We start from the raw sequence: 20,371 nt of genomic DNA, 5'->3' as shown, positions 1-20,371 counted from the left end.
GGTATGTATATTCCGCTTGCTGACTTAGGGAAATACAATCATGAAATAAATGAGTACGTGTATTGTGCAGATGGTAAGGCGAATATAGGTCATTGGGATATTAATGCGGTCACATGGTGGACATTAAAAAATCAAGGCATTACAGTTATCGGGAAAGAAACGGAAGATCTTCCGTTTCAAATAAGGTGGAATGATGTAGTCAATACGATGAAATACAACGTAGAACAGTACTGGAGTGAAAAAGCGAAGCAGCCATATTTATTTTTTATAGAAGAGTGGGTAGAATCAGCTGTCGTTACGATGGGCCGTATTTTATATACACTGGATCATAAAACAATCGTTTCAAAAGATAGAGGATTGCAATACTTATTAGAACATTCAGCGGAGGAATGGGAGCTTTTATTAAAAGAAGTAGCGAGAATACGGCAAAATCCAAAAGAAAAGCGAATGCTCTCAAGGTGGAGAAGGGCAGATATGACGAAGAGGTATTTGCTGCACTTAATTGAGATGTGTAGAGAGAAATGGTAGATGAATGTAAAAGCATCCTTTATGTAAAGGGTGCTTTATTATTTTAAAATAATGAAAAATCACTTTACAAGAAATGAGAAATCGAAAGATAATAGAAAAATATGTGTATGGAGGAAGATGATGAGTAAATGTAAATTACATATAGATAAAGAGCAACTATGGAAAGGATGCATCTTAAAGTCGATTGCAAATACAATTTTTGTAGCACATGCTCCTGATTTCTCGCATGAAAGTTCATGGGATGGATTTAACTATAATATGCAAGATAGTCAAGGCGGAAGAGGGACAATTACGTTTCATCCGGATTATACGATCGTATGTCTGCAAGATGTGAATAGCGAGAGAATTGAAGAGTGGATTGATGCGGCAAATTATTTTGAAGGGGCACCTTCGGAAGTAATAGACATTGCGAAAGAGGAAGCACTTCAATACGTATTAGAAGAAGTAGAAGGCGAAACAGTTCCTTTTATTACAACTGCATTTTGGATTGAGGATAGCGGTGCGTATTCAATTGATCCATTTGAAGAGATGGAAGAGCACGGTGGATTTTTATTAGAAATTCCATTACTTGATACGGAATCAGCAATTGAAAGATTGGAAGAAGAGTATGAACTGACAGCGGAACAAATAGAACTTTTACAATTCGTGTATGAGAGAAAAATCCAAAATCCAAACGAGAAAATTAAGTTGTCTAAAGAGGAAGTAGCAATGATTGGGACGGATGATAGTGAAGGGTTAGAAGTGAGCAAAGCGTCATTTGAAGAAATGAATATTACTTGGTAGTTGTAGGAGGATAAAATGTTTCCGATTGGTGAGCAGCCGAATATTACGAAAGATTTAGTAAGTATAGCTGGTAATTTAGAAGAGCTAGCGATTGAGGGGAAAACAAAAAATATAGAACGACTAGCATCTTTACAAGTTAAGAAGTTATGGGTGTTCGCAGTAAATCAAAAGCAGTTTGAGCATGTTCTTACGTATGCTCGTCCCGATATATTATATGTTTACGAAATGAGGGTCGAGGATTTAAGTAGTCTTCAGAAATTATCTAATTTACAACATTTATATATATGCTGGAATACAAAAGCGAAGACGTTATGGGATATCGCGTATAATAAACAACTCAAATCTTTACTAATTGATGATTTTTCTAAGCTAGAAGATTTAAGTGCTTTAGGTAAGTGTCCACAACTCAATACCTTCTATATGGGCGGAGGGATAAATACAGCGATGAAAGTACAAACTTTAAAGCCGCTTGCTGAATTACAGCATTTGAAAAAGCTTACTCTTATGAACTTAAAGGTTAAAGATGATTCGTTAGAACCTTTAATACAATTAAAAAATTTGAGGGAGTTAAGCTTGTCTAATCAATTTAAGGTGCAAGAGTATGCAAAATTATCTGTAGCATTGCCATATACGGAATGTGAGTTTTTTAAACCTTATGTATATATGAACGATGCAATAGGCGGGAAAAATATAATGGTGACCGGAAGAAGAAGGCCATTCCTGAATTCGAAAACGGATACCGTAAAGATGCAAAAGTATGAAGAACAATTTAAAAAGTTACAAGAGGAATATAAAGGACTAGTAGAAAGCACAATGTAAATGTACATTGTGCTTTCTACTAGTTTTTTCATATACATATCAACTTCATGAAAGAATACTTTTTCTTTTTTCTCGTTATTAAGATGCACAGAGCAATGTAAATATTGCTGTAAATAGGGATTAGCTTGTTCGTACTGTTTTAATTTGTAGAAAGAAAAACAGGTAAGAAGCAGAAACGCTTTTTCTTATAATATTGGAACGACGGCTAGTAACGGAGTAATGGAATGTATATTTATTTTTGTTAAATTTTCATAAGAAGCCCACGTTTGAAACCAGTCGGAAATGGTAGAAAGGTAATCCGGAATGTCGATAGTTTCATGTGAAACATTATGCAATAATTGGTTCTGTTATATAAAGATGGGGAAATTTATATTGCTACTTCAAATTTAGAATTAATAATACTTGATGCTGAATGTGGCGAAGTAAAAAATATAATGAAACTCCCTAAAAATGTTGTTGAAATAGATTTTATTGTATCAATTGAAGAAGTTAATAATAGATTATTCATTAGTTGCGTGAGTGGAAATATGTTTGAAATGGTAGAAAGTTAACTTGTGAAGTCTTTTAAGTCGAGATTTTAGGTTGGACCATACCATAATAGTATTTTATATAATAGGAGTAGGATGTGTCCAAATGATCTTGGGGCATCTTTTTTTGTGAACATACAAAACATTTAACTTAGTGTATTAAACGTATGATTCATAAGTATTTTAATATATTTTAAAGTAAAATGAAACAATAAACGGATAATTGTCGGAATATATTCGATTTCCGTTCGTTTTTATGAAATATATGTACTTTTTGTTAGATTCCTTCTTTTTGTACATATACAATACCTGTATATAGAAATAAGAAAAGGATGATGTACGTGAAAGACACTGTTTTACAAGAAACAATTTCTCCACAAAAGTTACATAAGATTGTTCAAAAGAATACGGCGTATTATGACTTTAAATGGGGAAAAGTAGAAAATTCAGCACAAGGGAATACGTGGAATTGGGTAGCCTTTTTCTTCCCAACTTTTTGGTTAGCTTATCGTAAAATGTATAAGTTATTTATTATACTTACGTTATTGGCGGTACCTAGTATCGTTGTAACTCCTTTTATAGATATTCCAGATGGGATTTATTTAACAGTTAGTTTAGTTCTTCAATTAGGAATGATGATATTTACTGGATGGCAAGGAAACCGTTTATATTATAAGCATGCTGTTCGAGTTTTACATAAGGAAGAAGATATGCCGGATCACAAGAAGGCGTATTACTTACAATCAAAGGGCGGCGCTAGTGCTGCTGGTATGATTGGTTTACAAGTTATAGTGGGGATAGTGTTTGGTGGAGCTATGTTCGGACTTTCTCTTTTACCAACTGAGCCGAATATTAAAAATGTTGTTCGTTCAAGTGATGAAGGATTTACTTTAGAGGTTATGACTGATAATCCAACTTGGAAGTTCGTGAAGAAAGAAAAAGAGTATGACGTAGTAGAGTTTACTGGTTATGACTATACAGAGAAGAAAAACGTAAAAATTAAATTCGCTGTTTATTTCAGTGAAGGTTACTTTGAATGGCAAGAAGTATATGAGAATAATAAGAAGTTAAGTGAAGAAGAGTTAGAAGAGTATCAATTTTATATTGAAGAGAATGGTTGGGGGTTCTAGTGAGAACTCATTCATTTTGAAAAGAAGAATCTTGTGAAGGTTCTTCTTTTTTATTGTAAACACCATACGAATTGAAATTTTGTAAAATACAATAAAAAATGAGAATTTGAGGTAGGCTTGTCAATAACGTAAGACTATGGCACTATAAAGAAATGCTATACAAATTTTATTTATCGACATGTAAACATCAAATTTGATTTTTACGTATAAATAATGAACGGAGGAAATGAATTTATGGCTACTTTACCAAATTGTCCAAAATGTAATTCAGAATATACGTATGAGGATGGCGTTCTTTTCGTATGTCCAGAATGTGCTCATGAGTGGGGCAAAGAAGCAGAAGCTGAAAATAATGATGGTGCAAAAGTTGTAAAAGATGCGAACGGAAACGTTCTTCAAGACGGCGATGCTGTTACTGTTATTAAAGATTTAAAAGTAAAAGGAACTTCTTCAGTTGTGAAAATCGGTACGAAAGTAAAGAGTATCCGTCTAGTTGATGGCGATCACGATATTGATTGTAAAATCGACGGTTTCGGAGCGATGAAGTTAAAATCACAATTCGTTAAGAAGGCGTAAGTAAAAAGAGGAGGCGAGTAGCCTCCTCTTTTTTATTATCATTTTTTTTCGGTAAGTCGATATCATTTCATTTACCCTGAACAGTGAATCATTTACCGCGCACGATAGTCAACCTCTTTCAACTGACACCGCTTATTAAAGAACGTTTTATATCCGAGCTGCAAGAAGATAATAACAGCAAAGGCAGTGCTTCCGGAAATACCGAGTATAATGGCGATTTGATATTGAATGGCTGTAAATGGTGATACACCAGATAAGATTTGACCAGTCATCATGCCTGGTAAGCTTATAATCCCCATTCCGACCATAGAGTTGATCGTTGGTAAAATAGCAGAGTCAAAAGCGTCACGTATGAGCGGAGCAGCGGCTTCTTTCGGTGTTGCGCCGAGCATAAGTGCTCCTTCGATTTGGCCTCTTTGCGATTTCATGTTGTTTAAGAACGTATTTGCACCGAGAGAAACACCAGTCATTGCATTTCCAACTAACATTCCTGTAATCGGAACGATATATTGGGGCGCATACCAAGGGTCATGACCGATAATAACAAAGATAAATAGTAGAAGTGGCCCAATTGATCCGGCAACCATGGAAAGAGCGGCTACTCGTTTTAATTCTTTAGACATTGGGATGTTAACTCGTTTATAAATATTAAAAATTGCAAAGGTAGTAATAGAAGTAATAAGGGCAATTGTATAAAATGGATTACTATTTTCAAATACATATGTAAGGACATATGCAACAAGTACGAGCTGAATCGTCATACGGAATGTTGCGAGCGCAATTTGTTTTTCACGCGGAATCCCTTTTAATTTTACAAGGCCCATTAAAATAAGAATAAAAATATATGCGGCGGCAAGTTGCCAAATTTGGAGTTCAATAACGCCCTTCAACTGAGAGCACTTCCTTTCTAGTTGCACCGTTTGTTTTACTAATTTCAATAATATCGTCTGCAATTTCTTCTGGAAGTTGTTGTGAGTGTGTGATGAAGATAACTGTTTTTTTCTTTTCTCTTGCTAGTGTAGTAAATTGTTTCATAACGCGGCGTTCTGTATCGCTATCTAGCGCCGAGGTTGGTTCATCTAATAAATAAACCGGTGAATCCATAAGTACGATACGTGCAAAAGCGAGTCGTTGTTTTTCCCCACCTGATAAGGAATCAGCGTTGTCTTCTAAATTTTTTTCTAAGCTAACAGTCATTAATGCGCTACGCAGGACATCATCATTTGGAAATGGTTTTTCAGAAAGACGAAGTCCCATTAAGAGATTGTCTTTAATCGTTCCATCAAAAATAGGTGGCGTTTGCCCAAGCATGACTACGTCACGTCGTAATTGAATAGGGGGATAGTCAGAAATTAGTTTTCCGTTATATTCAATTGTACCGGATGTTGGAGATTGTAAATCATTTAACATGCGAAGTAATGTACTCTTTCCGCTCCCACTTTCACCGATAATACAAGTGATTGTCTCTTTTTGAATCTGTAAATAAGGAATGTGTAGTATATCTTTATATGTAACGTTTTTTAATATAAACATAAATTGCTCCTTTCTGATTCTAGTTATATCGTATCAAAAAAGAGAGAGAAATAGAAAAATAAGGTTATAAAGAGCAACGTTTTTTCTTCGTCTTGAGTTTTATTAATAAGTTAAGTAAACAATCTAATTCTTGACTGAAAGAAATTACTTTATCATGAGTGAATCCGTACATTTCAACGAGATAGATCAATTCTTTCTTCTTCGCTTCTATTCGATCGTGTAGTTTCGTCAAGTTCATAAGTGAAATGTAATGCCTCCTATAAAAGTATTTATCACATAAAAAATAAGACCGAATGAATTCGGTCTTAAAGGAAATAATAAAAACAACTTACAAATAGCATACACTTTTCATCAATAGTTTTTAATATAAAAATAGAAAATTTTGTGAATAAATATTGAGAAAAATATTTCTGATAATTTCTGTTTATGAAAAAATTTTTTTCAACTGATGAAAAGAGGCTGCCTACATAGTAGACAGCTCGTAAAGTATTAACCGTTATGATATTTATACATCCAAAGAAGACCGGATTTTAATAATCTCGGTACACGTCCCATTAATGGTTGGTTTGCTAGTAAACCAAATCCGTGTTTTTTGCCGAGGGAACCGAGAACACCTTTTAATTTAATAACAGGTAGTTCATCAGGAAGTGGTTCATTATTCCAACGTTTTAATAATATTTGGACAATTTGTTCTCCTTGACCTTCAGCAAGTTGAGCAGATGGTGCGTGTGGAAGTGCTGCACAATCTCCTACAACGTAAACGTGCTCGTCATTTGGAATATTGTGATATTTTGTTAAAACAACCCGTCCGCTACCATCTTGTTCAACCGGAAGGTTTCGAACAACTTCATTTGCTTGAATACCAGCTGTCCAGACGATTGCATCACATGCAAGAGGTTCATCGTGGTTGTACACAATATTTGGTTCGACTTTGGTAATGTTAGAGTTTCGTATAATGGTAACGTTATGTTTTATAAACCATTCTTCTACATATCTACTTAATTTCTCTGGATATGGGAATAAAATTCTATCTTTTCTATCAAATAAATAGATTTTTAAATCAGAACGGCTCTCACGAAGTTCACTTGCTACTTCAACGCCACTTAAGCCAGCACCAACGACAGCAACTGTAGCATTCGGTTCTAGGCCATTTAATTGTTCATATGTCTTACGTGTTTGTTCAATTGATTGTAGACTGTGTGTATATTCCTTTGCCCCAGGAACGTTATGATATTTATCTTCACAGCCAAGTCCGATAATTAAATCATCATATTGGATTGCTTCACCGCCATCAAGATGAACAGCTTTTTCTTCGAGATCAATATTTGTTATTGTGCCGTATTGAATATTGAGGCGTGGGTGCTCAGGAAACGGTATGCGAATATGCGTTTCTGAAATTGTACCCGCTACTAATGCATAATATTCAGTTTTGAAACAATGGTATGGTACTTTGTCGATTAATGTCACCTGTACATCATCTGGAAGTTGGTTGCTTGGAAGTAGCCGTTGCAGAATTCTCATTCCACCGTAGCCACCACCTAGTATTACGAGGTGTTTCATGATGGATTACCCCTTTTCTGTTGAAATGTCCCCTAATCCTAAAATTTTATATTAATAAAATATTTCGACTTTACTCAATCAAATTATATCGAATTTGTGAACAAATAACAATGCATGAATGAATACTCTGTTGTACAATAAGAAGAAAAGTAAAGTAAACTGTTTTCCTTTTCTAGTTACTATTTCATTATGAAGGCCGAAAAGCAGTGTTGTGAATATATTTATATAGAAAAGAATATTTGCTTTGAAGTGAAACAGTGAAGGAATTGAATAGTTTAGTAAGTGTAATGAAAACAACAAGAAACAGCTTAGTTTTCTTCTTATAGATGAAGTCAGAAGGTAATTTGTTTTGTAGTACAGGGGGGAGAATTTTGATTAAACCGTTAATTGAATTTTGTGTAGGTAACCTCGCGAGTGGTTCACAAGCAGCTTTAGAGAAATTAGAAAAAGATCCGAATTTAGATGTAATGGAGTATGGATGTTTAGGATATTGTGGTATTTGTTTTGAAGGCCCATTTGCCCTTGTGAATGGTGAAGTAGTACAGGGATCGACAGTAGAAGAGCTTGTTAATAATGTATATGAGTATTTGGATGAAAATCCAATGTTTTAAGGTGTTGCGAATGGGCAGCACCTTTTTCCATTAGATAAAATATTATTTCGCAGGGTAGGATAATACGGAATATAAATAAAAAAAAGGCCCTTTTAGAAGGGCTTTTTTCCTACACAATTTGTGCAAGAATGGCTCATCGCCAAATGTTGTCAAATATGAGAAACGGGGGACATTCATATTGTGTTCTAAAAGCATGCATTCTATACTTAAAATAACAAATTATTTTTGGAGTGAATACAAATGAGCCAATTTTCTTTTACAAAAATGCATGGTCTTGGCAATAGTTATATATATGTAAATATGTTTGAGGAACAAATTCTTGAAGAAGATTTAGCTCTTGTGGCGGAAAAAGTTTCAAATATTAATACTGGTATTGGGGCAGATGGAATGATTTTAATTTGTCCTTCTGACGTAGCTCCGGTGAAAATGCGCATGTTTAATAACGATGGTTCAGAAGGGAAGAGCTGCGGCAACGGTTTACGCTGCGTAGCGAAATATGCGTATGAGCATAAACTAGTAGAAGAAACAGTTTTCGCAATTGAAACGTTAGCCGGAATTGTAACGGCTGAAGTAACGGTAGAAGATGGTGTAGTTACATTAGCAAAAATCGATATGGGAGCACCACGTTTAACACGTGCAGAAATCCCGATGCTTGGTGAAGGTGAAACACCGTTTATTCGTGAAAACTTCTTATACAATAATCATCGTTATGCATTTACAGCTGTTTCAATGGGGAATCCGCATGCGGTTATTTTTGTTGATGATGTAAAAAAAGCGCCACTTACAACACTTGGACCAGTCCTTGAGACACATGAAATGTTCCCAGAGCGAGTAAATGTTGAATTTATCGAAATTTTGAATGATGACGAGATGAACTTCCGTGTTTGGGAACGTGGATCTGGTGTAACACAAGCTTGCGGGACAGGAGCATGTGCTGCAGTTGTAGCTGCTATTTTAAATGGAAAGCTGGAACGTGGTAAAGAGATTACAGTTCATTTAGCTGGCGGCGATTTAATGATTGCATGGACAGAAGAAGGAAATGTGTTAATGAAAGGACCTGCGGAAGTAATTTGCCGCGGAGTGTATGAGTACAAGATAGAAGCGTAAAGATGTATAATAGAATGAGAACAGAAAGGATGGTGTATTTCATGATTGAAGTAACAGAACAAGCAGCTTTTCAAATTAAAGATATGTTAAAAGATGCTGAAGATGGAGAGAAGTACGTGCGCCTTGCTGTACACGGCGGCGGATGTAGTGGTCTTTCTTACGGCTTAGGATTTGAAGTAGAACCAAAAGAAGACGACACAGTTCTTGAATTTTTTGGTGTTGAATTTGTTATCGATAAAGAAAGTGCTCCAATTGTTAAAGGAGTAAAAGTTGATTATAAACAATCGATGCTTGGCGGCGGATTCACAATTGATAATCCAAACGCAATCGCATCATGCGGATGTGGATCATCTTTCCGTACAGCATCGAATGCTGGTAAGCCGGAAGAGTGCTAAGTTTTTGGCAGAAATAGAGAAAGACCTTTTTAGCGATGGAATACAATCGTTAAGGAGGTCTTTTCTTTTGTCGTGAAAAATCAAAAAGCCACCTTCTAAATTTAGAAATCAGCCTCAAGATATGTTGTGCAACGAGTTTTAAAGTCTTAATCTAATTTATCTTTGCATAGATGCAGGTATCAGTTAGTTGTTTGCCGTCAGCTGAAACATCTTCATTGCGTAATATCCCTTCAAGCTCAAAGCCTAGTTTTTCAGGAATCGCACGACTTTTTGTGTTATTACGTTCACATCGTATTTCAATCCTTCTAAATTTGAATAACTGAAATCCAAGGTTTATTAACGCACTTACTGTTTCTGTCATATATCCATTGCCACTAAATTGGGTGTTAATCCAGTATCCAATTTCACATTTAGAAACCTTCCAATCAATCGCGTGAAGGCTAGCAGTTCCGATAAAATTATTCGTCTCCTTATGATAGATAAGATAGCGAAAGCTTTCTCTTTTCAAAAAATCTATATGCGCATTTCTCAAGAGAATTTCCGTTTCTTCAACAGTAGGAATTGACTGGAATAAAAACAACCATTGCTTTAATTCAATAATTGAATCTTTAATAGCTTCGTGTACTACATTCCCTTCACCTGCTTGCAGTGGTGCTCGAAGAATGAGTTTGTCTGTTTCTATTTGTAACGGAACATCTAATAAAATAGGATTCATATTATTTCTCCCCTCGAAAACTTTAAATTAGGAAATAATGAAATTTATGTAATAAAAAAACTTTCAGCCAAAAGTTAGAAAATAATAAATATATATTCAATTCATCGTTTACAAATCCCTTTTCACATATTGAAAACGAAATCGCTAGTTGGTTGAGTAAGGAATTATTATTTTTTATCTATTTTCTTACGATTTTTGTCTTTTGCATAATTAGAAGTTGGCTGATGTGTATGAAGAAGTTTAATGAAGTAGTAGCAACTGATCCGAAGGTAGAATCTGTCCTCGTTCCAATTGGTGTTGGAATGACTATTTCTAAAGTGAAGAAATAATTATTATCTTACAAAAGTGTAATGTTCATGTCATGTTTTTGAATTTCTTCTTTAAAGCCTGAGCTTTAAGATAAGAATATAAGAAAAAACATTTGAGGTGAAGGAAAATGAAAAGATACATTGCACTGTTTAGTATTTTAGTTGTATTCGCAAGCCTGTTAGTGGGTTGTGATATTAACCGTATGGGGAAAGATGAGTATTATGTTCAAGTTACAGCTGATGGAATTGAAAAAAATGAGAAGTTTGATAACGGAGAGCCACATAAATATTTCGAGTATAAATTAAAAGGATTCGATAAAGGTGGAGAAGAAAAAGAATTGGAATTCACAGCTCCAAAAAATCTTCGCAAAGAAGCATTCTTACGCGTATACAATTCAGATAAAAAAGGTGTAACAGCTTGGGAAGAAGTGAAAAAAGACGAGCTTCCAGCGAAAGTTAAAGAAAAATTAGGTGCAAAATAAGAAAGAAAAAAAAAGGAATTGACGAACAGGGTCAATTCCTTTTTATATTCTCAAAATTCTCTTCTGAAATGACTGTAAATCCATGTCTTTTGAATAAAGCAGTTGTTACCCCATAACCAGTTTTTTTATTCCCGTTAAATTCTCCAGTGTAAATTGTAGAACTACCACAAGATGGACTACGTTCTTTTAAAATAATATATTCTGGGTGTAAGTCTTTAAGTTGTTCTAATGCTTTATAAGCACCATTTACGAAAGCTTCTGTGACATCTTCTCCATCTTTTGTCATCACTTTCGCTTTTCCGTCCAAAACGTCATCGCCATTCCCACCAATAATTTCAGCGGAAGGACGAGGCGTCGGTAGTCCTCCTAATACTTCAGGACAAATGAGGACTGTATCTTCTTTTTGCAGAAGTTCCTCTATTTTTGAAACGAGATTGTCATTCCCATCATAACGACAAGCGATACCACCTAAACAAGCGCTAATTACAATCATATTTTCATCTCCAATAAAGAAATATTAACTATCACGCCAATTTCTCTTCCTGCTTCTTACTTATAAATGAGGTGATAAGAATGGGAAGCTTATATAATTTAATGAAACCATATAGTGAATTTCGAAGTAAAGAGGAGTTTAATATATATCAAAAACAAGTTTTGAAATATTATCGATTTCAATTAAATAAAACGGATGCTACCATTATTCATTTTTTAGGAAAGTATGCGGTGAATGAGAAACAGAAAACAGTAGGAGTTGCTTGTCCGTTAATGGAGACGATTGCGACGAATGTTGGAAAGAGTATTCGTACAGTACGCCGCTCCGTTGCAAAGTTAGAGGAACTAGGAATTATAAAGCGTGTTGCGACAAAAGAAAGACATAAGCGCGGTGGGTATAGTGCGAACTTATATATTTTTCTTATATCTGCAATTGACCGCATGGATGACCGTATGAAAATGTCCGCATGTGAAAGTGAGGATTATGCAGCTGGCTGTAGTAAAAATGAGCAAAAATATGAGGGGGAAACAATTCTTTTTAAAAACATTCCACAAATAAAAGAGAAAAGAAAAATAACGTATGAGCTTGATGAAACGTATTGCCGTCATGATATACCGAAGTCTTTTATATACGCACTGGTGCCGATGACAAGTAATCCGAAGAAGATTAATATATTTTGGAGTAAGGTGGAACTTGCGTATAAAAAGAGTGGCTTATTAGAGCAAGGTGTTTTATTAGAGCAAATATTAGCTGATGAAGAAGTGAACGGAAATTTCATTTGGCGCGTGAAAAGTGTTGTGAGGGCACATAAATATGGGGAAATTCGTAAAGATATTGGGGCACTTTTGTACAGTACAGTGCGAGATTTATTTTTTGAGGTTGGATTAGAGTGGGGAGCAGCATTAAGGAGGAGAAAGGGAGTACATCTATTTGATCCGTTTAAAAAAGAGCCATGCTTATAATACATGACTCTTGCTTGTTAATCGAATTTCCTTACAACTGGAACACGAATCGCTACAAATAGTACGAAGACGATAACGGCGATTGCACCGCTTTTCATAACGGTTACGATTGGAATTCCTATTGCAAGTGCAATGGATGTGAATGCATAAGAGAGCGGGATAAAGCCCATTGATGATAGCATAAGTAAACTCATTACACGCCCCATCATCTCTTCTTTTACAGTTGCTTGAATCATTGCCATAAGTGGAACGATCGCCATTGCGATTGTAATACCGTAAAACATGCCAGCTAATAATGCCTGCCAAAGTACCGTACTAAAGTTAATGGATAAGAAGAATATACCAGACAGTAGCATCATGATAATGCAAAATAGGCCGCGTCTACGATTAATATTCTTTAAACCGACAATGACAGCGCCTATCGCCATTCCACCACCAACAGCAGCTTCTAAGTAACTGAACTGAAGTGAATCACCGTGCAGGACATTTTTAACGAAGAGCGGGAAACCGACTTGCATCGGACCGATTAAAAATAAGTTTAGAAAGGCGCTACAAATAAGGAAAGTTGAAAGGAATGGTGATTCCTTTACATATAAGATTCCTTCTTTAATAGAAGTAAACATGCCTTTGTCGGTATCTTTTTGCTCTGACATCGTAAATTGTATTTTTTGAACGAGTATGGCCGCAACGATCAGTAGTAAAATCGTAATCGAAAAGATTGTTTCATAGTTCGTAAATTTGATGAGAATTCCACCAAGTACAGGGCCCAAGATAACCGACGCTTGATTCGTCATTTGTGTAAGTGAATTTGCCTGCGTTAAGCGGCTTTTTTCTACAAGTTCTGGCAGAATAGATCCATCTGCGGACCAGAAAAAAGCATCAGCAAGTCCAAAGAATAAAGCGAATAAGGCAAATGTATATAGTGTTACATCACCGACGATGAACCATGTGAGAATGGTTGCGACAAGAATCGCTCGAATAATATTGGAGTAAAACATAATATTTTTTTTCGGGAATTTATCAGCTACAGCGCCGCCGATAATCATAAAAATAAGCCTTGGAACACTAAGAGCTACGAAAACAACACCGAGTGAAGCCTCAAGGTTTAATGTTTTTGCTATGTACCACGTTTGTGAAAAAGTAAAAAAGGCTAAAGCAAAGCTTGAAAAAAGAGTAGCTGCCCAAAGAAAAAGGAAATTCGTATTTTTTAATAACGGTTTTCCGCTTCCTTCTAAAGCAGTTTTATTTTGTTGTAGTTCCTCCATATTGCTTCCTTTCTATGTGACAAATTTAAACTAAAAAACCTATTAACAATCGTTTTATCCTGCGTTAACGGGCAGTAAAAATCCCACCTCAAAATTCGGTTCGAGCAAAGAAGTTAGGTGGGAGACCAACTGCCCGTAAACGTCCGATTGGTGAAGGCTAATACTCAGTGGGGGATGAAAAAAACCCCCACTGAGTATAGTTTCACTTTATACAGTTTCTAATATTTCTATACTGCACTTTCTCATTGTAGACAATAATAATGTATTTGCCCAGTAGCTATTTAACGACAAAAAAAGAAGATACCAAAGAGTATCTTCTTTAAGCTAATGCGATATAAATATCTACTTGCACATTATTTGGGTCTACCGCTTTTTCATCATACAGTTCGAAATCTGTTGTAAAAGCACGTTTGTTTTCTTTCGACCATTGCCAAATGTATTCCCAAGCTTCGCACACGACTTCAGAAACTGGGCCTTTTCTCGATGTAAATACCGCATATGTAGCGGCAGGTATTGTTAAAGTTGTCATATTTTCTGGAACGTCTTTTAATGAAGAAACGGGCATACCGATTGTAAATTTATATGTGCCAGTTTCATCTGATTCGTAGTTTGAATAGAAAGCGAACGTTTCCTTTGTTTGTTGATTTGGGATGTGATGCATCATTTGTTCTTGGAAGTATTTGTTCCAAAGCCCTGGGATTTTTCCTTCAGTAGACGCCTCTTTTTCATTTGTCGTTGTAAGAGAAACACCGATTGCTTGGAAAGCTTCTTTTTTTACGATAATGGGTTCGTTAATCATGAAAATTCCTCCTTTTAAATAAGAACGTTTGTTCTGTTTTAGTGTAACATGTTTTTGGGGAGAAGTAGAGCTTTTTAGAAAGTGTTACTTTTTTGAGGAGATATAAAAGAAACCCTTTCATATGTGAAAAGGGTTCTTCGTAGTTCTATATTAAAACATACTGGAGCTATGCATTGGTTGAAGTTTTGCGTTTGGATCGAAGTAAGCTTTTGCATTGTTTACTGCTGTCGGTGCTTCACCAAATCCACAAGCGATAAGTTTTACTTTTCCTTCATATGTACAAATGTCACCAGCAGCGTAAATGCCAGGAATATTTGTTTCCATTTTTGAATTCACAAGAATGCTATTTTTTTGTATATCTAAGCCCCAGTTTTTAATTGGGCCAAGAGAAGAAACGAAGCCGTAGTTTACAATTACATCATCAACATCGATGATAAGTTTTTCTTCTGTTTTTACGTGTTGAAGAACGACTTGTTCAATTTTGTCATCACCAATGAGTTCAACTGGAACGTACGGTGTGCTTACTTCTGCACGAGAATTCATTAAGCTTTCGACGCTATGTTCATGTGCGCGGAATTTATCACGGCGATGAACGATTGTAACTTTGTCAGCAATCGGTTCTAACATCATCGTCCAGTCTACTGCTGAGTCGCCGCCGCCAAATACAACAACACGCTTGCCAGCAAATTTATTCATATCATCAACGAAATAATGTAAGTTTTTCTTTTCGTATTTTGCGGTCCCCTCTAATTCTAAGCGGCGTGGCTGGAAAGCACCATTACCAGCAGTAATAATGACTGATTTAGAATAGTGAGTTTGTTTATTCGTAACAAGTTTAAATATACCGTCAGCTTGTTTCTCAAGCGTATCAACAGCTTCTTCTAAGCAAACTGTTGGATCAAATTTCTTCATTTGCTCTTTTAAGTTATCAACTAACTCTTGTGCACGCACTTTTGGGAATCCAGCTACATCATAAATGTATTTTTCAGGGTAGAGTGCGGATAATTGTCCTCCAAGTTGAGGTAAGCTTTCAATGATTTTTACACTTGCTTGTCTCATACCGCCATAAAATGCTGTGAAAAGTCCAGTTGGACCACCACCAATAATTGTTATGTCGTAAACTTTTTGATTTTCTGCCACTTTCATTCCCCCTATAGATGGAATTTTGATATTGATTTCATATATTGTTCATATGTACATGAAAATCCTGCAAATGATGATACTTTCAAATAAATGATAGCATATTTCAGTTCATAATACTTCTGAAAACGACTGAATTATAAGTAAGTTTCCGCATAGATGTTTTTTACATTGTATAAAATATACAGAAAGGAAAATACATGAAAAAAAGGCTGAAAAACCCTTGTAAACGCTATGTTATTTTAAAATATTGATAATTCGCTAGGTGCTTGAATTATGGAATAAAACCGACTAATATAGGGAAGTGTTATGTTAAATTTCTATGACAAAATTCGTACGATTTTTTGACTGCGTTTTGTTACGATATAGAATGTGATAAATTCCACATTCTTGACAAATAGAGTTTTTAGTACTTGGTATTATTTTTCATTACTATTATATAAAGAAAAGGGTTGTGATTTGGTGAAGACTCCAAAAATCGTAGTTTTAGGTGCAGGTTATGGCGGGATGATTACGACTGTTCGTCTGCAAAAAGCATTATCTGTAAATGAAGCTGAAATTACGCTAGTAAACAACAACAGCTATCACTACCAAGCGACTTGGTTACACGAGAGCGCAGCTGGTACATTACAAGATGAAAAAATCTGTCTAGATATTCAAGACGTTATTGATACAAATAAAGTGAACTTTGTACAAGATACAGTAGTAGAAATTAAAGCTGCTGAAAAACGCATTATCTTAAAAGACAGCGAGTTAGAGTATGACTACTTAGTAATTGGTCTTGGTTTCGAATCAGAAACATTCGGAATTACAGGATTAAAAGAGCATGCATTCTCAATCGCTAACATTAATGCAACTCGTGAAATTCGTGAGCATATGGAAGCTAGTTTCGCTAAATATGCAACTGAACAACGCGATGAGTTAGTAACAATCGTTGTTGGTGGTGCTGGATTTACTGGTATCGAGTACGTAGGTGAGCTTGCAAACCGTGTTCCTGAACTTTGCAAAGAGTACAATGTACCACGTGAAAAAGCACGTATCATCTGTGTAGAAGCTGCTCCAACAGCACTTCCAGGTTTCGATCCAGCGTTAGTAGAATACGCTGTAAAACAACTTGAGAAAAAAGGTGTAGAATTCCGCATCGGTACAGCAATTAAAGAAGCAACTGAAGAAGGTATTATCGTTGCGAATGGCGATGACACTGAATTAATTAAGTCTGAAACAGTAGTTTGGGCTGCAGGTGTTCGTGGTAACGGTATTGTGGAAGAGTCTGGCTTTGAAGCAATGCGCGGACGTGTAAAAGTCGATGAGTACATGCACGCTCCAGGATACGAAGATGTATTCATGGTTGGTGATGCAGCGTTAATCATTAACGAAGAAATTAACCGTCCATATCCACCAACAGCACAAATTGCAATTCAACAAGGTTACAACATTGCACATAACTTAACTGTGTTAGTTCGTGGTAAGGGCGAAATGAAAAAATTCGCATTCGACAATAAAGGATCTGTATGTTCTTTAGGGCATGACGATGCAATGGGCGTTGTTATGGGTAAAAAGTTAACAGGTTGGAAAGCTTCCTTCATGAAGAAAGTAATTGATAACCGTTACCTATTCTTATTAGGTGGACCTTTATTAGTTCTTAAAAAAGGTAAATTAAAGTTCTTTTAATATATAATAGAAAAAGCAGAAACGGCTAAGAGCTGTTTCTGCTTTTTTCATATTAAAAATATAGTATAATATATAAAAAAGAAAGAATATTCTGTCCGTTCAGGTGGAGGAGGTTATTACATCATGGAGAAACGAGGGAAAGTGTGGTTAGCTGTTAGTGGTTTAGTAGCTACAAAAGATGGCAGGTGGCTATTTGTTAAGAAAAAATACAGTGGATTAAAGGGGAAATGGTCTTTGCCAGCTGGTTTTGTAAATGAAGGTGAGACGGTTGATGAAGCTGTGAAACGTGAAGTATTAGAAGAGACAGGTATTGTCGCTCATGTGAAGGGGATTATAGGTATTCGGTCGGGCGTTATTCGTAATGAAATTAGTGATAATATGATTATTTTCCTTTTGGAGCCTGAAGGGGAAAATATTATTGTACAGGAGAAGGAATTGTCTGAAGTAGCATTTTTACATCCAGAGACGATTGCTGACGATCCCAATACGTCTGTACTTATTAAATATTTGCTAGAAAGAAGATCAGAACTACATCTTGAAATGGACAAAACATTAAATCCAGGAGAGCAATTTGGTTATACAGCCTATCACGTATTTACGGCGCATGCGAAGGAGAGGGAGAAAGAGTGAGTATACCGGTACTACTTATTTCAATGATGTTATTCTTTATTTTGTTTTTTGGAATTGGATTTTTACTCAACATGATTTTGCGAGCTACATGGGTAATGGTTATTGTGTATCCGATTGTTTGTATGCTTATTATTAATAAAGCGAGTGTGTGGGATTATTTTTCAAAGCCGAAAGAAACATTTTCTTCATTTGGGAAAAGTGTATCGCATTTAGGACAAGCCGATATGTTTATTTTATCTACTGGATTAGTAGGTGCTGCTTTGGCAGGAATCGTAATTAAGAAACTTCGAAAGAGTGGATATCAAATGTTTTAATCTCCAATCAATTTGGAGATTATTTTTTTGCATATTCCTTCATCGTATAGGGAATGATTAACGATGAAGGAGTGTGGAATATAAAAATGTTAAAACGATATTGTATTCGCATTATGATGACTTGTTTACTTGTATCCGCATTATGCGTAACATGGAATGCTTTCACAGGAGTTTCTTTATTAGAGATTGTAAAGAAGTATGAGGGAACGAGTGCAAAAGAAGTACATGCAGCAGAAGTTAAGAGAAATGTTGCTCCGAGTAAAGAAGTGATAAATGCTTTAGAGCAGGCAAACGACTGGTCTAAATATCGTTCAATTGAAATGACTGCAACTGGTTATACGTCAGGAGTGGAGTCAACTGGTAAGAGTCCAGGACATCCAGAGTATGGTATTACATATTCAGGTGTTAAAGCGAAAAGGGATTTATATTCTACAATCGCTGCGGATTTACGTGTATTCCCGATTGGAACGATTTTATTCGTGCCAGATTACGGATATGGGGTTGTCGCTGATAAGGGCGGTGCTATAAAAGGAAATCGTCTTGATTTATATTATGATACGGTGAAAGATGTTTATAGCCAATGGGGTAAGAAAAAAGTAAATGTATATGTAGTTAAGGTAGGAAATGGTAAGTTTACAGAAGAAGAGTTAACGATGTTAAATGAAGACGAAACGATGCAAGTGTTTCGTGGCCAATATTTAAAACAAAGATAGTCTAGTGGTAATTACGCTAGACTTTTTTATTTGATCATAGAAGAAATGGAAGAAAGATGGATTACCCCGCTATTTGTGGCCCGTAAAAGCCCGATTGGTGAAGGCTAATGATCAGTGGGGGATGAAGAAAAACACCACTGGTTAAAGGTTCACTTTATATAGGATGTAACAGAAGTTAGAATTGTCGCATTTTATCGAAAATAAAGTTATAATAAAGGCAGAGTAGAGAAATTTAGGGGGTCTGAACATGTTTCAAGTACAAAAAGAATTAGCAGGTCATGAAGCGGTAATTGTTGCCTTATTTGAAGAAGAGAAAACGAGTAGTTTTGTACAAGAACTGGACAAAGCGTTTGAAGGGCAATTACAAGTTTTATTAGAAGAGAAAGAACTTTCTACTAAGAAGAAAGCTATTTCAAAAGTACATAGTTTAGGAAAAACAAATGTAAAACGCTATTACTTCGTCGGTTTAGGAAAGAAAGAATCTTATACGACAGAAACGTTACGTGCGGCTCTTGGTAAGGCGTTTAAAACGTTACAGGCAGCAAAAGTACAAGATGCAGCAATCTTACTTGATTCTTTCGTAACAGAGAAATTAGATGTGATTGATGTAGCTCATATAGCGGCAGAAGTACAAGGTCTTGGTACATATGAATTACAAACGTATAAATCAGATAAAAAGGATCGTGTAGAGTTAGAGAAGTTCACGGCTATTACAGCGGAAGATGCACAGGAAATTGAAGCTGCATTAACAGTTGGCTACGTGCATGGACGCGCAACAAATTCGGCTCGTACACTTGTAAATATGCCGCCAAACGTATTAACAGCGACGAAGCTTGCTGAGTATGCTGTTGAGTTAGCGGAAAAGTATGATATGGATTATAAAGTTCTTGAGAAAGAAGAGATGGAAGATCTTGGTATGGGTGCGTTACTTGCAGTAAACCAAGGTAGTACAGAGCCGCCAAAAATGATTGCTCTTATTTATAAAGGAAAAGAAGAGTGGACAGATGTCATTGGATTTGTTGGAAAAGGAATCACATACGATACAGGTGGTTATTCTTTAAAACCACGTGAAGGCATGGTCGGTATGAAAGGTGATATGGGCGGTGCTGCTGCTGTATTAGGTGCGATGGAAATTATCGGTGAACTTCGCCCAGAGCAAAATGTGATCGCTGTTATTCCATCAACTGATAACGTTGTAAGTGGTACAGCATTTAAGCCAGACGATGTAATTACATCTATGAGCGGAAAAACAATTGAAGTATTAAATACAGATGCAGAAGGTCGCCTTGCGTTAGCGGACGGTATTACGT

General features: G+C 35.9%; 25 protein-coding genes and 2 pseudogenes. 17 read left to right on the top strand and 10 right to left on the bottom strand.

Features of this window, described 5'->3' with window-relative positions:
- From JDS92_RS25660 to JDS92_RS25650, 3 genes are all read left to right on the top strand, one after another.
- The coding region (locus tag JDS92_RS25660) for an aminoglycoside adenylyltransferase domain-containing protein (RefSeq protein ID WP_199632721.1) at positions 1 to 528 on the top strand (528 nt) is incomplete at its 5' end.
- 120 nt (positions 529 to 648) lie between these two features.
- A complete protein-coding gene (locus tag JDS92_RS25655; RefSeq protein ID WP_199632720.1) occupies positions 649 to 1,311 on the top strand; it encodes a hypothetical protein in 663 nt (220 codons plus the stop codon).
- 15 nt (positions 1,312 to 1,326) lie between these two features.
- The gene (locus JDS92_RS25650) at positions 1,327 to 2,130 is read left to right on the top strand and encodes a leucine-rich repeat domain-containing protein (protein WP_087969446.1); all 804 of its coding nucleotides are present in this window, start codon (positions 1,327 to 1,329) and stop codon (positions 2,128 to 2,130) included.
- Positions 2,131 to 2,135: 5 nt separating this feature from the next.
- Here the strand turns inward: JDS92_RS25650 and JDS92_RS31080 are convergent.
- Positions 2,136 to 2,477: pseudogene (locus tag JDS92_RS31080) on the bottom strand (DUF4304 domain-containing protein); the annotation flags it as partial.
- Here JDS92_RS31080 and JDS92_RS31620 point away from each other — a divergent pair.
- The 3 genes and pseudogenes from JDS92_RS31620 to phnA form a co-directional block, all read left to right on the top strand.
- A pseudogene (locus JDS92_RS31620) lies at positions 2,472 to 2,681 on the top strand (outer membrane protein assembly factor BamB family protein); the annotation flags it as partial. The pseudogenes JDS92_RS31080 and JDS92_RS31620 sit on opposite strands and share 6 nt — an antisense overlap.
- A 311-nt stretch (positions 2,682 to 2,992) precedes the next feature.
- Entirely contained in the window at positions 2,993 to 3,787 is a 795-nt protein-coding gene (locus JDS92_RS25645) for a DUF2628 domain-containing protein (protein WP_199632719.1), read from the top strand.
- Positions 3,788 to 4,021: 234 nt separating this feature from the next.
- Positions 4,022 to 4,363 (top strand): alkylphosphonate utilization operon protein PhnA, encoded by a 342-nt coding sequence (gene phnA, locus JDS92_RS25640; protein WP_000212733.1) that lies wholly within the window; start codon positions 4,022 to 4,024, stop codon positions 4,361 to 4,363.
- A 92-nt stretch (positions 4,364 to 4,455) separates the two neighbouring features.
- On the opposite strand, the gene JDS92_RS25635 is transcribed toward phnA, so the two are convergent.
- The 4 genes from JDS92_RS25635 to JDS92_RS25620 all read right to left on the bottom strand — a co-directional run bounded on the left by JDS92_RS25635 (position 4,456) and on the right by JDS92_RS25620 (position 7,456).
- Positions 4,456 to 5,253 carry an ABC transporter permease gene (locus JDS92_RS25635; RefSeq protein ID WP_199632718.1) on the bottom strand — a complete coding sequence of 266 codons (798 nt, stop codon included), beginning with the start codon at positions 5,251 to 5,253 and terminating at the stop codon, positions 4,456 to 4,458.
- A complete protein-coding gene (locus JDS92_RS25630) occupies positions 5,237 to 5,896 on the bottom strand; it encodes an ABC transporter ATP-binding protein (protein ID WP_199632717.1) in 660 nt (219 codons plus the stop codon). Before JDS92_RS25630 ends, JDS92_RS25635 begins: the two co-directional genes overlap by 17 nt.
- 64 nt (positions 5,897 to 5,960) lie before the next feature.
- Positions 5,961 to 6,134, bottom strand: coding sequence for an aspartyl-phosphate phosphatase Spo0E family protein (locus JDS92_RS25625; protein WP_001054617.1), 174 nt, complete (start codon positions 6,132 to 6,134; stop codon positions 5,961 to 5,963).
- 251 nt (positions 6,135 to 6,385) lie between these two features.
- Complete coding sequence (locus tag JDS92_RS25620; RefSeq protein ID WP_000682063.1) at positions 6,386 to 7,456, bottom strand: NAD(P)/FAD-dependent oxidoreductase; 1,071 nt, start codon at positions 7,454 to 7,456, stop codon at positions 6,386 to 6,388.
- A 371-nt stretch (positions 7,457 to 7,827) separates the two neighbouring features.
- Here JDS92_RS25620 and JDS92_RS25615 point away from each other — a divergent pair, with 371 nt between their 5' ends.
- The 3 genes from JDS92_RS25615 to JDS92_RS25605 all read left to right on the top strand — a co-directional run bounded on the left by JDS92_RS25615 (position 7,828) and on the right by JDS92_RS25605 (position 9,569).
- Positions 7,828 to 8,067 (top strand): YuzB family protein, encoded by a 240-nt coding sequence (locus JDS92_RS25615; protein WP_000595027.1) that lies wholly within the window; start codon positions 7,828 to 7,830, stop codon positions 8,065 to 8,067.
- Between the two features lie 240 nt (positions 8,068 to 8,307).
- The gene (gene dapF / locus JDS92_RS25610; RefSeq protein ID WP_199632716.1) at positions 8,308 to 9,174 is read left to right on the top strand and encodes a diaminopimelate epimerase; all 867 of its coding nucleotides are present in this window, start codon (positions 8,308 to 8,310) and stop codon (positions 9,172 to 9,174) included.
- A 41-nt stretch (positions 9,175 to 9,215) separates the two neighbouring features.
- Complete coding sequence (locus tag JDS92_RS25605; RefSeq protein WP_000573823.1) at positions 9,216 to 9,569, top strand: HesB/IscA family protein; 354 nt, start codon at positions 9,216 to 9,218, stop codon at positions 9,567 to 9,569.
- Between the two features lie 151 nt (positions 9,570 to 9,720).
- Here the strand turns inward: JDS92_RS25605 and JDS92_RS25600 are convergent, their stop codons facing one another.
- Positions 9,721 to 10,284: a GNAT family N-acetyltransferase gene (locus tag JDS92_RS25600; protein ID WP_199632715.1), complete on the bottom strand. Its 564-nt coding sequence runs from the start codon at positions 10,282 to 10,284 to the stop codon at positions 9,721 to 9,723.
- Between the two features lie 224 nt (positions 10,285 to 10,508).
- Here JDS92_RS25600 and JDS92_RS25595 point away from each other — a divergent pair, with 224 nt between their 5' ends.
- Positions 10,509 to 10,613, top strand: a complete 105-nt coding sequence (locus JDS92_RS25595; protein WP_000335909.1) for a hypothetical protein — start codon at positions 10,509 to 10,511, stop codon at positions 10,611 to 10,613.
- 107 nt (positions 10,614 to 10,720) lie between these two features.
- The gene (locus tag JDS92_RS25590; RefSeq protein WP_000833133.1) at positions 10,721 to 11,074 is read left to right on the top strand and encodes a YxeA family protein; all 354 of its coding nucleotides are present in this window, start codon (positions 10,721 to 10,723) and stop codon (positions 11,072 to 11,074) included.
- Between the two features lie 31 nt (positions 11,075 to 11,105).
- Here JDS92_RS25590 and JDS92_RS25585 read toward each other — a convergent pair whose 3' ends face one another.
- A complete protein-coding gene (locus JDS92_RS25585) occupies positions 11,106 to 11,567 on the bottom strand; it encodes a 2-thiouracil desulfurase family protein (RefSeq protein WP_199632714.1) in 462 nt (153 codons plus the stop codon).
- Positions 11,568 to 11,647: 80 nt separating this feature from the next.
- Between JDS92_RS25585 and JDS92_RS25580 the strand changes: the two genes are divergently transcribed.
- Positions 11,648 to 12,529, top strand: a complete 882-nt coding sequence (locus tag JDS92_RS25580; protein WP_199632713.1) for a helix-turn-helix domain-containing protein — start codon at positions 11,648 to 11,650, stop codon at positions 12,527 to 12,529.
- A gap of 17 nt (positions 12,530 to 12,546) precedes the next feature.
- Here the strand turns inward: JDS92_RS25580 and JDS92_RS25575 are convergent, their stop codons facing one another.
- From JDS92_RS25575 to JDS92_RS25565, 3 genes are all read right to left on the bottom strand, one after another.
- Entirely contained in the window at positions 12,547 to 13,794 is a 1,248-nt protein-coding gene (locus JDS92_RS25575) for an MFS transporter (protein WP_000391933.1), read from the bottom strand.
- Between the two features lie 319 nt (positions 13,795 to 14,113).
- Positions 14,114 to 14,593, bottom strand: a complete 480-nt coding sequence (locus JDS92_RS25570) for a GyrI-like domain-containing protein (RefSeq protein WP_097957532.1) — start codon at positions 14,591 to 14,593, stop codon at positions 14,114 to 14,116.
- Positions 14,594 to 14,743: 150 nt separating this feature from the next.
- Positions 14,744 to 15,733, bottom strand: a complete 990-nt coding sequence (locus JDS92_RS25565; RefSeq protein WP_000829781.1) for an NAD(P)/FAD-dependent oxidoreductase — start codon at positions 15,731 to 15,733, stop codon at positions 14,744 to 14,746.
- Between the two features lie 462 nt (positions 15,734 to 16,195).
- Here JDS92_RS25565 and JDS92_RS25560 point away from each other — a divergent pair, with 462 nt between their 5' ends.
- The 5 genes from JDS92_RS25560 to pepA form a co-directional block, all read left to right on the top strand.
- Positions 16,196 to 17,404: an NAD(P)/FAD-dependent oxidoreductase gene (locus tag JDS92_RS25560; protein ID WP_000856621.1), complete on the top strand. Its 1,209-nt coding sequence runs from the start codon at positions 16,196 to 16,198 to the stop codon at positions 17,402 to 17,404.
- Positions 17,405 to 17,527: 123 nt separating this feature from the next.
- The gene (locus tag JDS92_RS25555; RefSeq protein WP_000415305.1) at positions 17,528 to 18,034 is read left to right on the top strand and encodes an NUDIX hydrolase; all 507 of its coding nucleotides are present in this window, start codon (positions 17,528 to 17,530) and stop codon (positions 18,032 to 18,034) included.
- On the top strand, positions 18,031 to 18,348 hold the full coding sequence (locus JDS92_RS25550) for a YuiB family protein (RefSeq protein ID WP_199632712.1): 318 nt from the start codon (positions 18,031 to 18,033) through the stop codon (positions 18,346 to 18,348). The genes JDS92_RS25555 and JDS92_RS25550 overlap by 4 nt, the downstream gene beginning before the upstream one ends.
- 86 nt (positions 18,349 to 18,434) lie before the next feature.
- A complete protein-coding gene (locus tag JDS92_RS25545) occupies positions 18,435 to 19,061 on the top strand; it encodes a 3D domain-containing protein (RefSeq protein ID WP_002156546.1) in 627 nt (208 codons plus the stop codon).
- 247 nt (positions 19,062 to 19,308) lie between these two features.
- A partial coding sequence (gene pepA / locus JDS92_RS25540) for a cytosol aminopeptidase (protein WP_199632711.1) occupies positions 19,309 to 20,371 on the top strand: 1,063 nt, incomplete at its 3' end.

It is taken from the genome of Bacillus cereus group sp. N12 (genome assembly GCF_016483575.1).
Taxonomy (GTDB): domain Bacteria; phylum Bacillota; class Bacilli; order Bacillales; family Bacillaceae_G; genus Bacillus_A; species Bacillus_A toyonensis.
The sequence above is the reverse complement of the archived record's forward strand: the minus strand, read 5'-3'. Positions and strand labels throughout refer to the sequence as shown.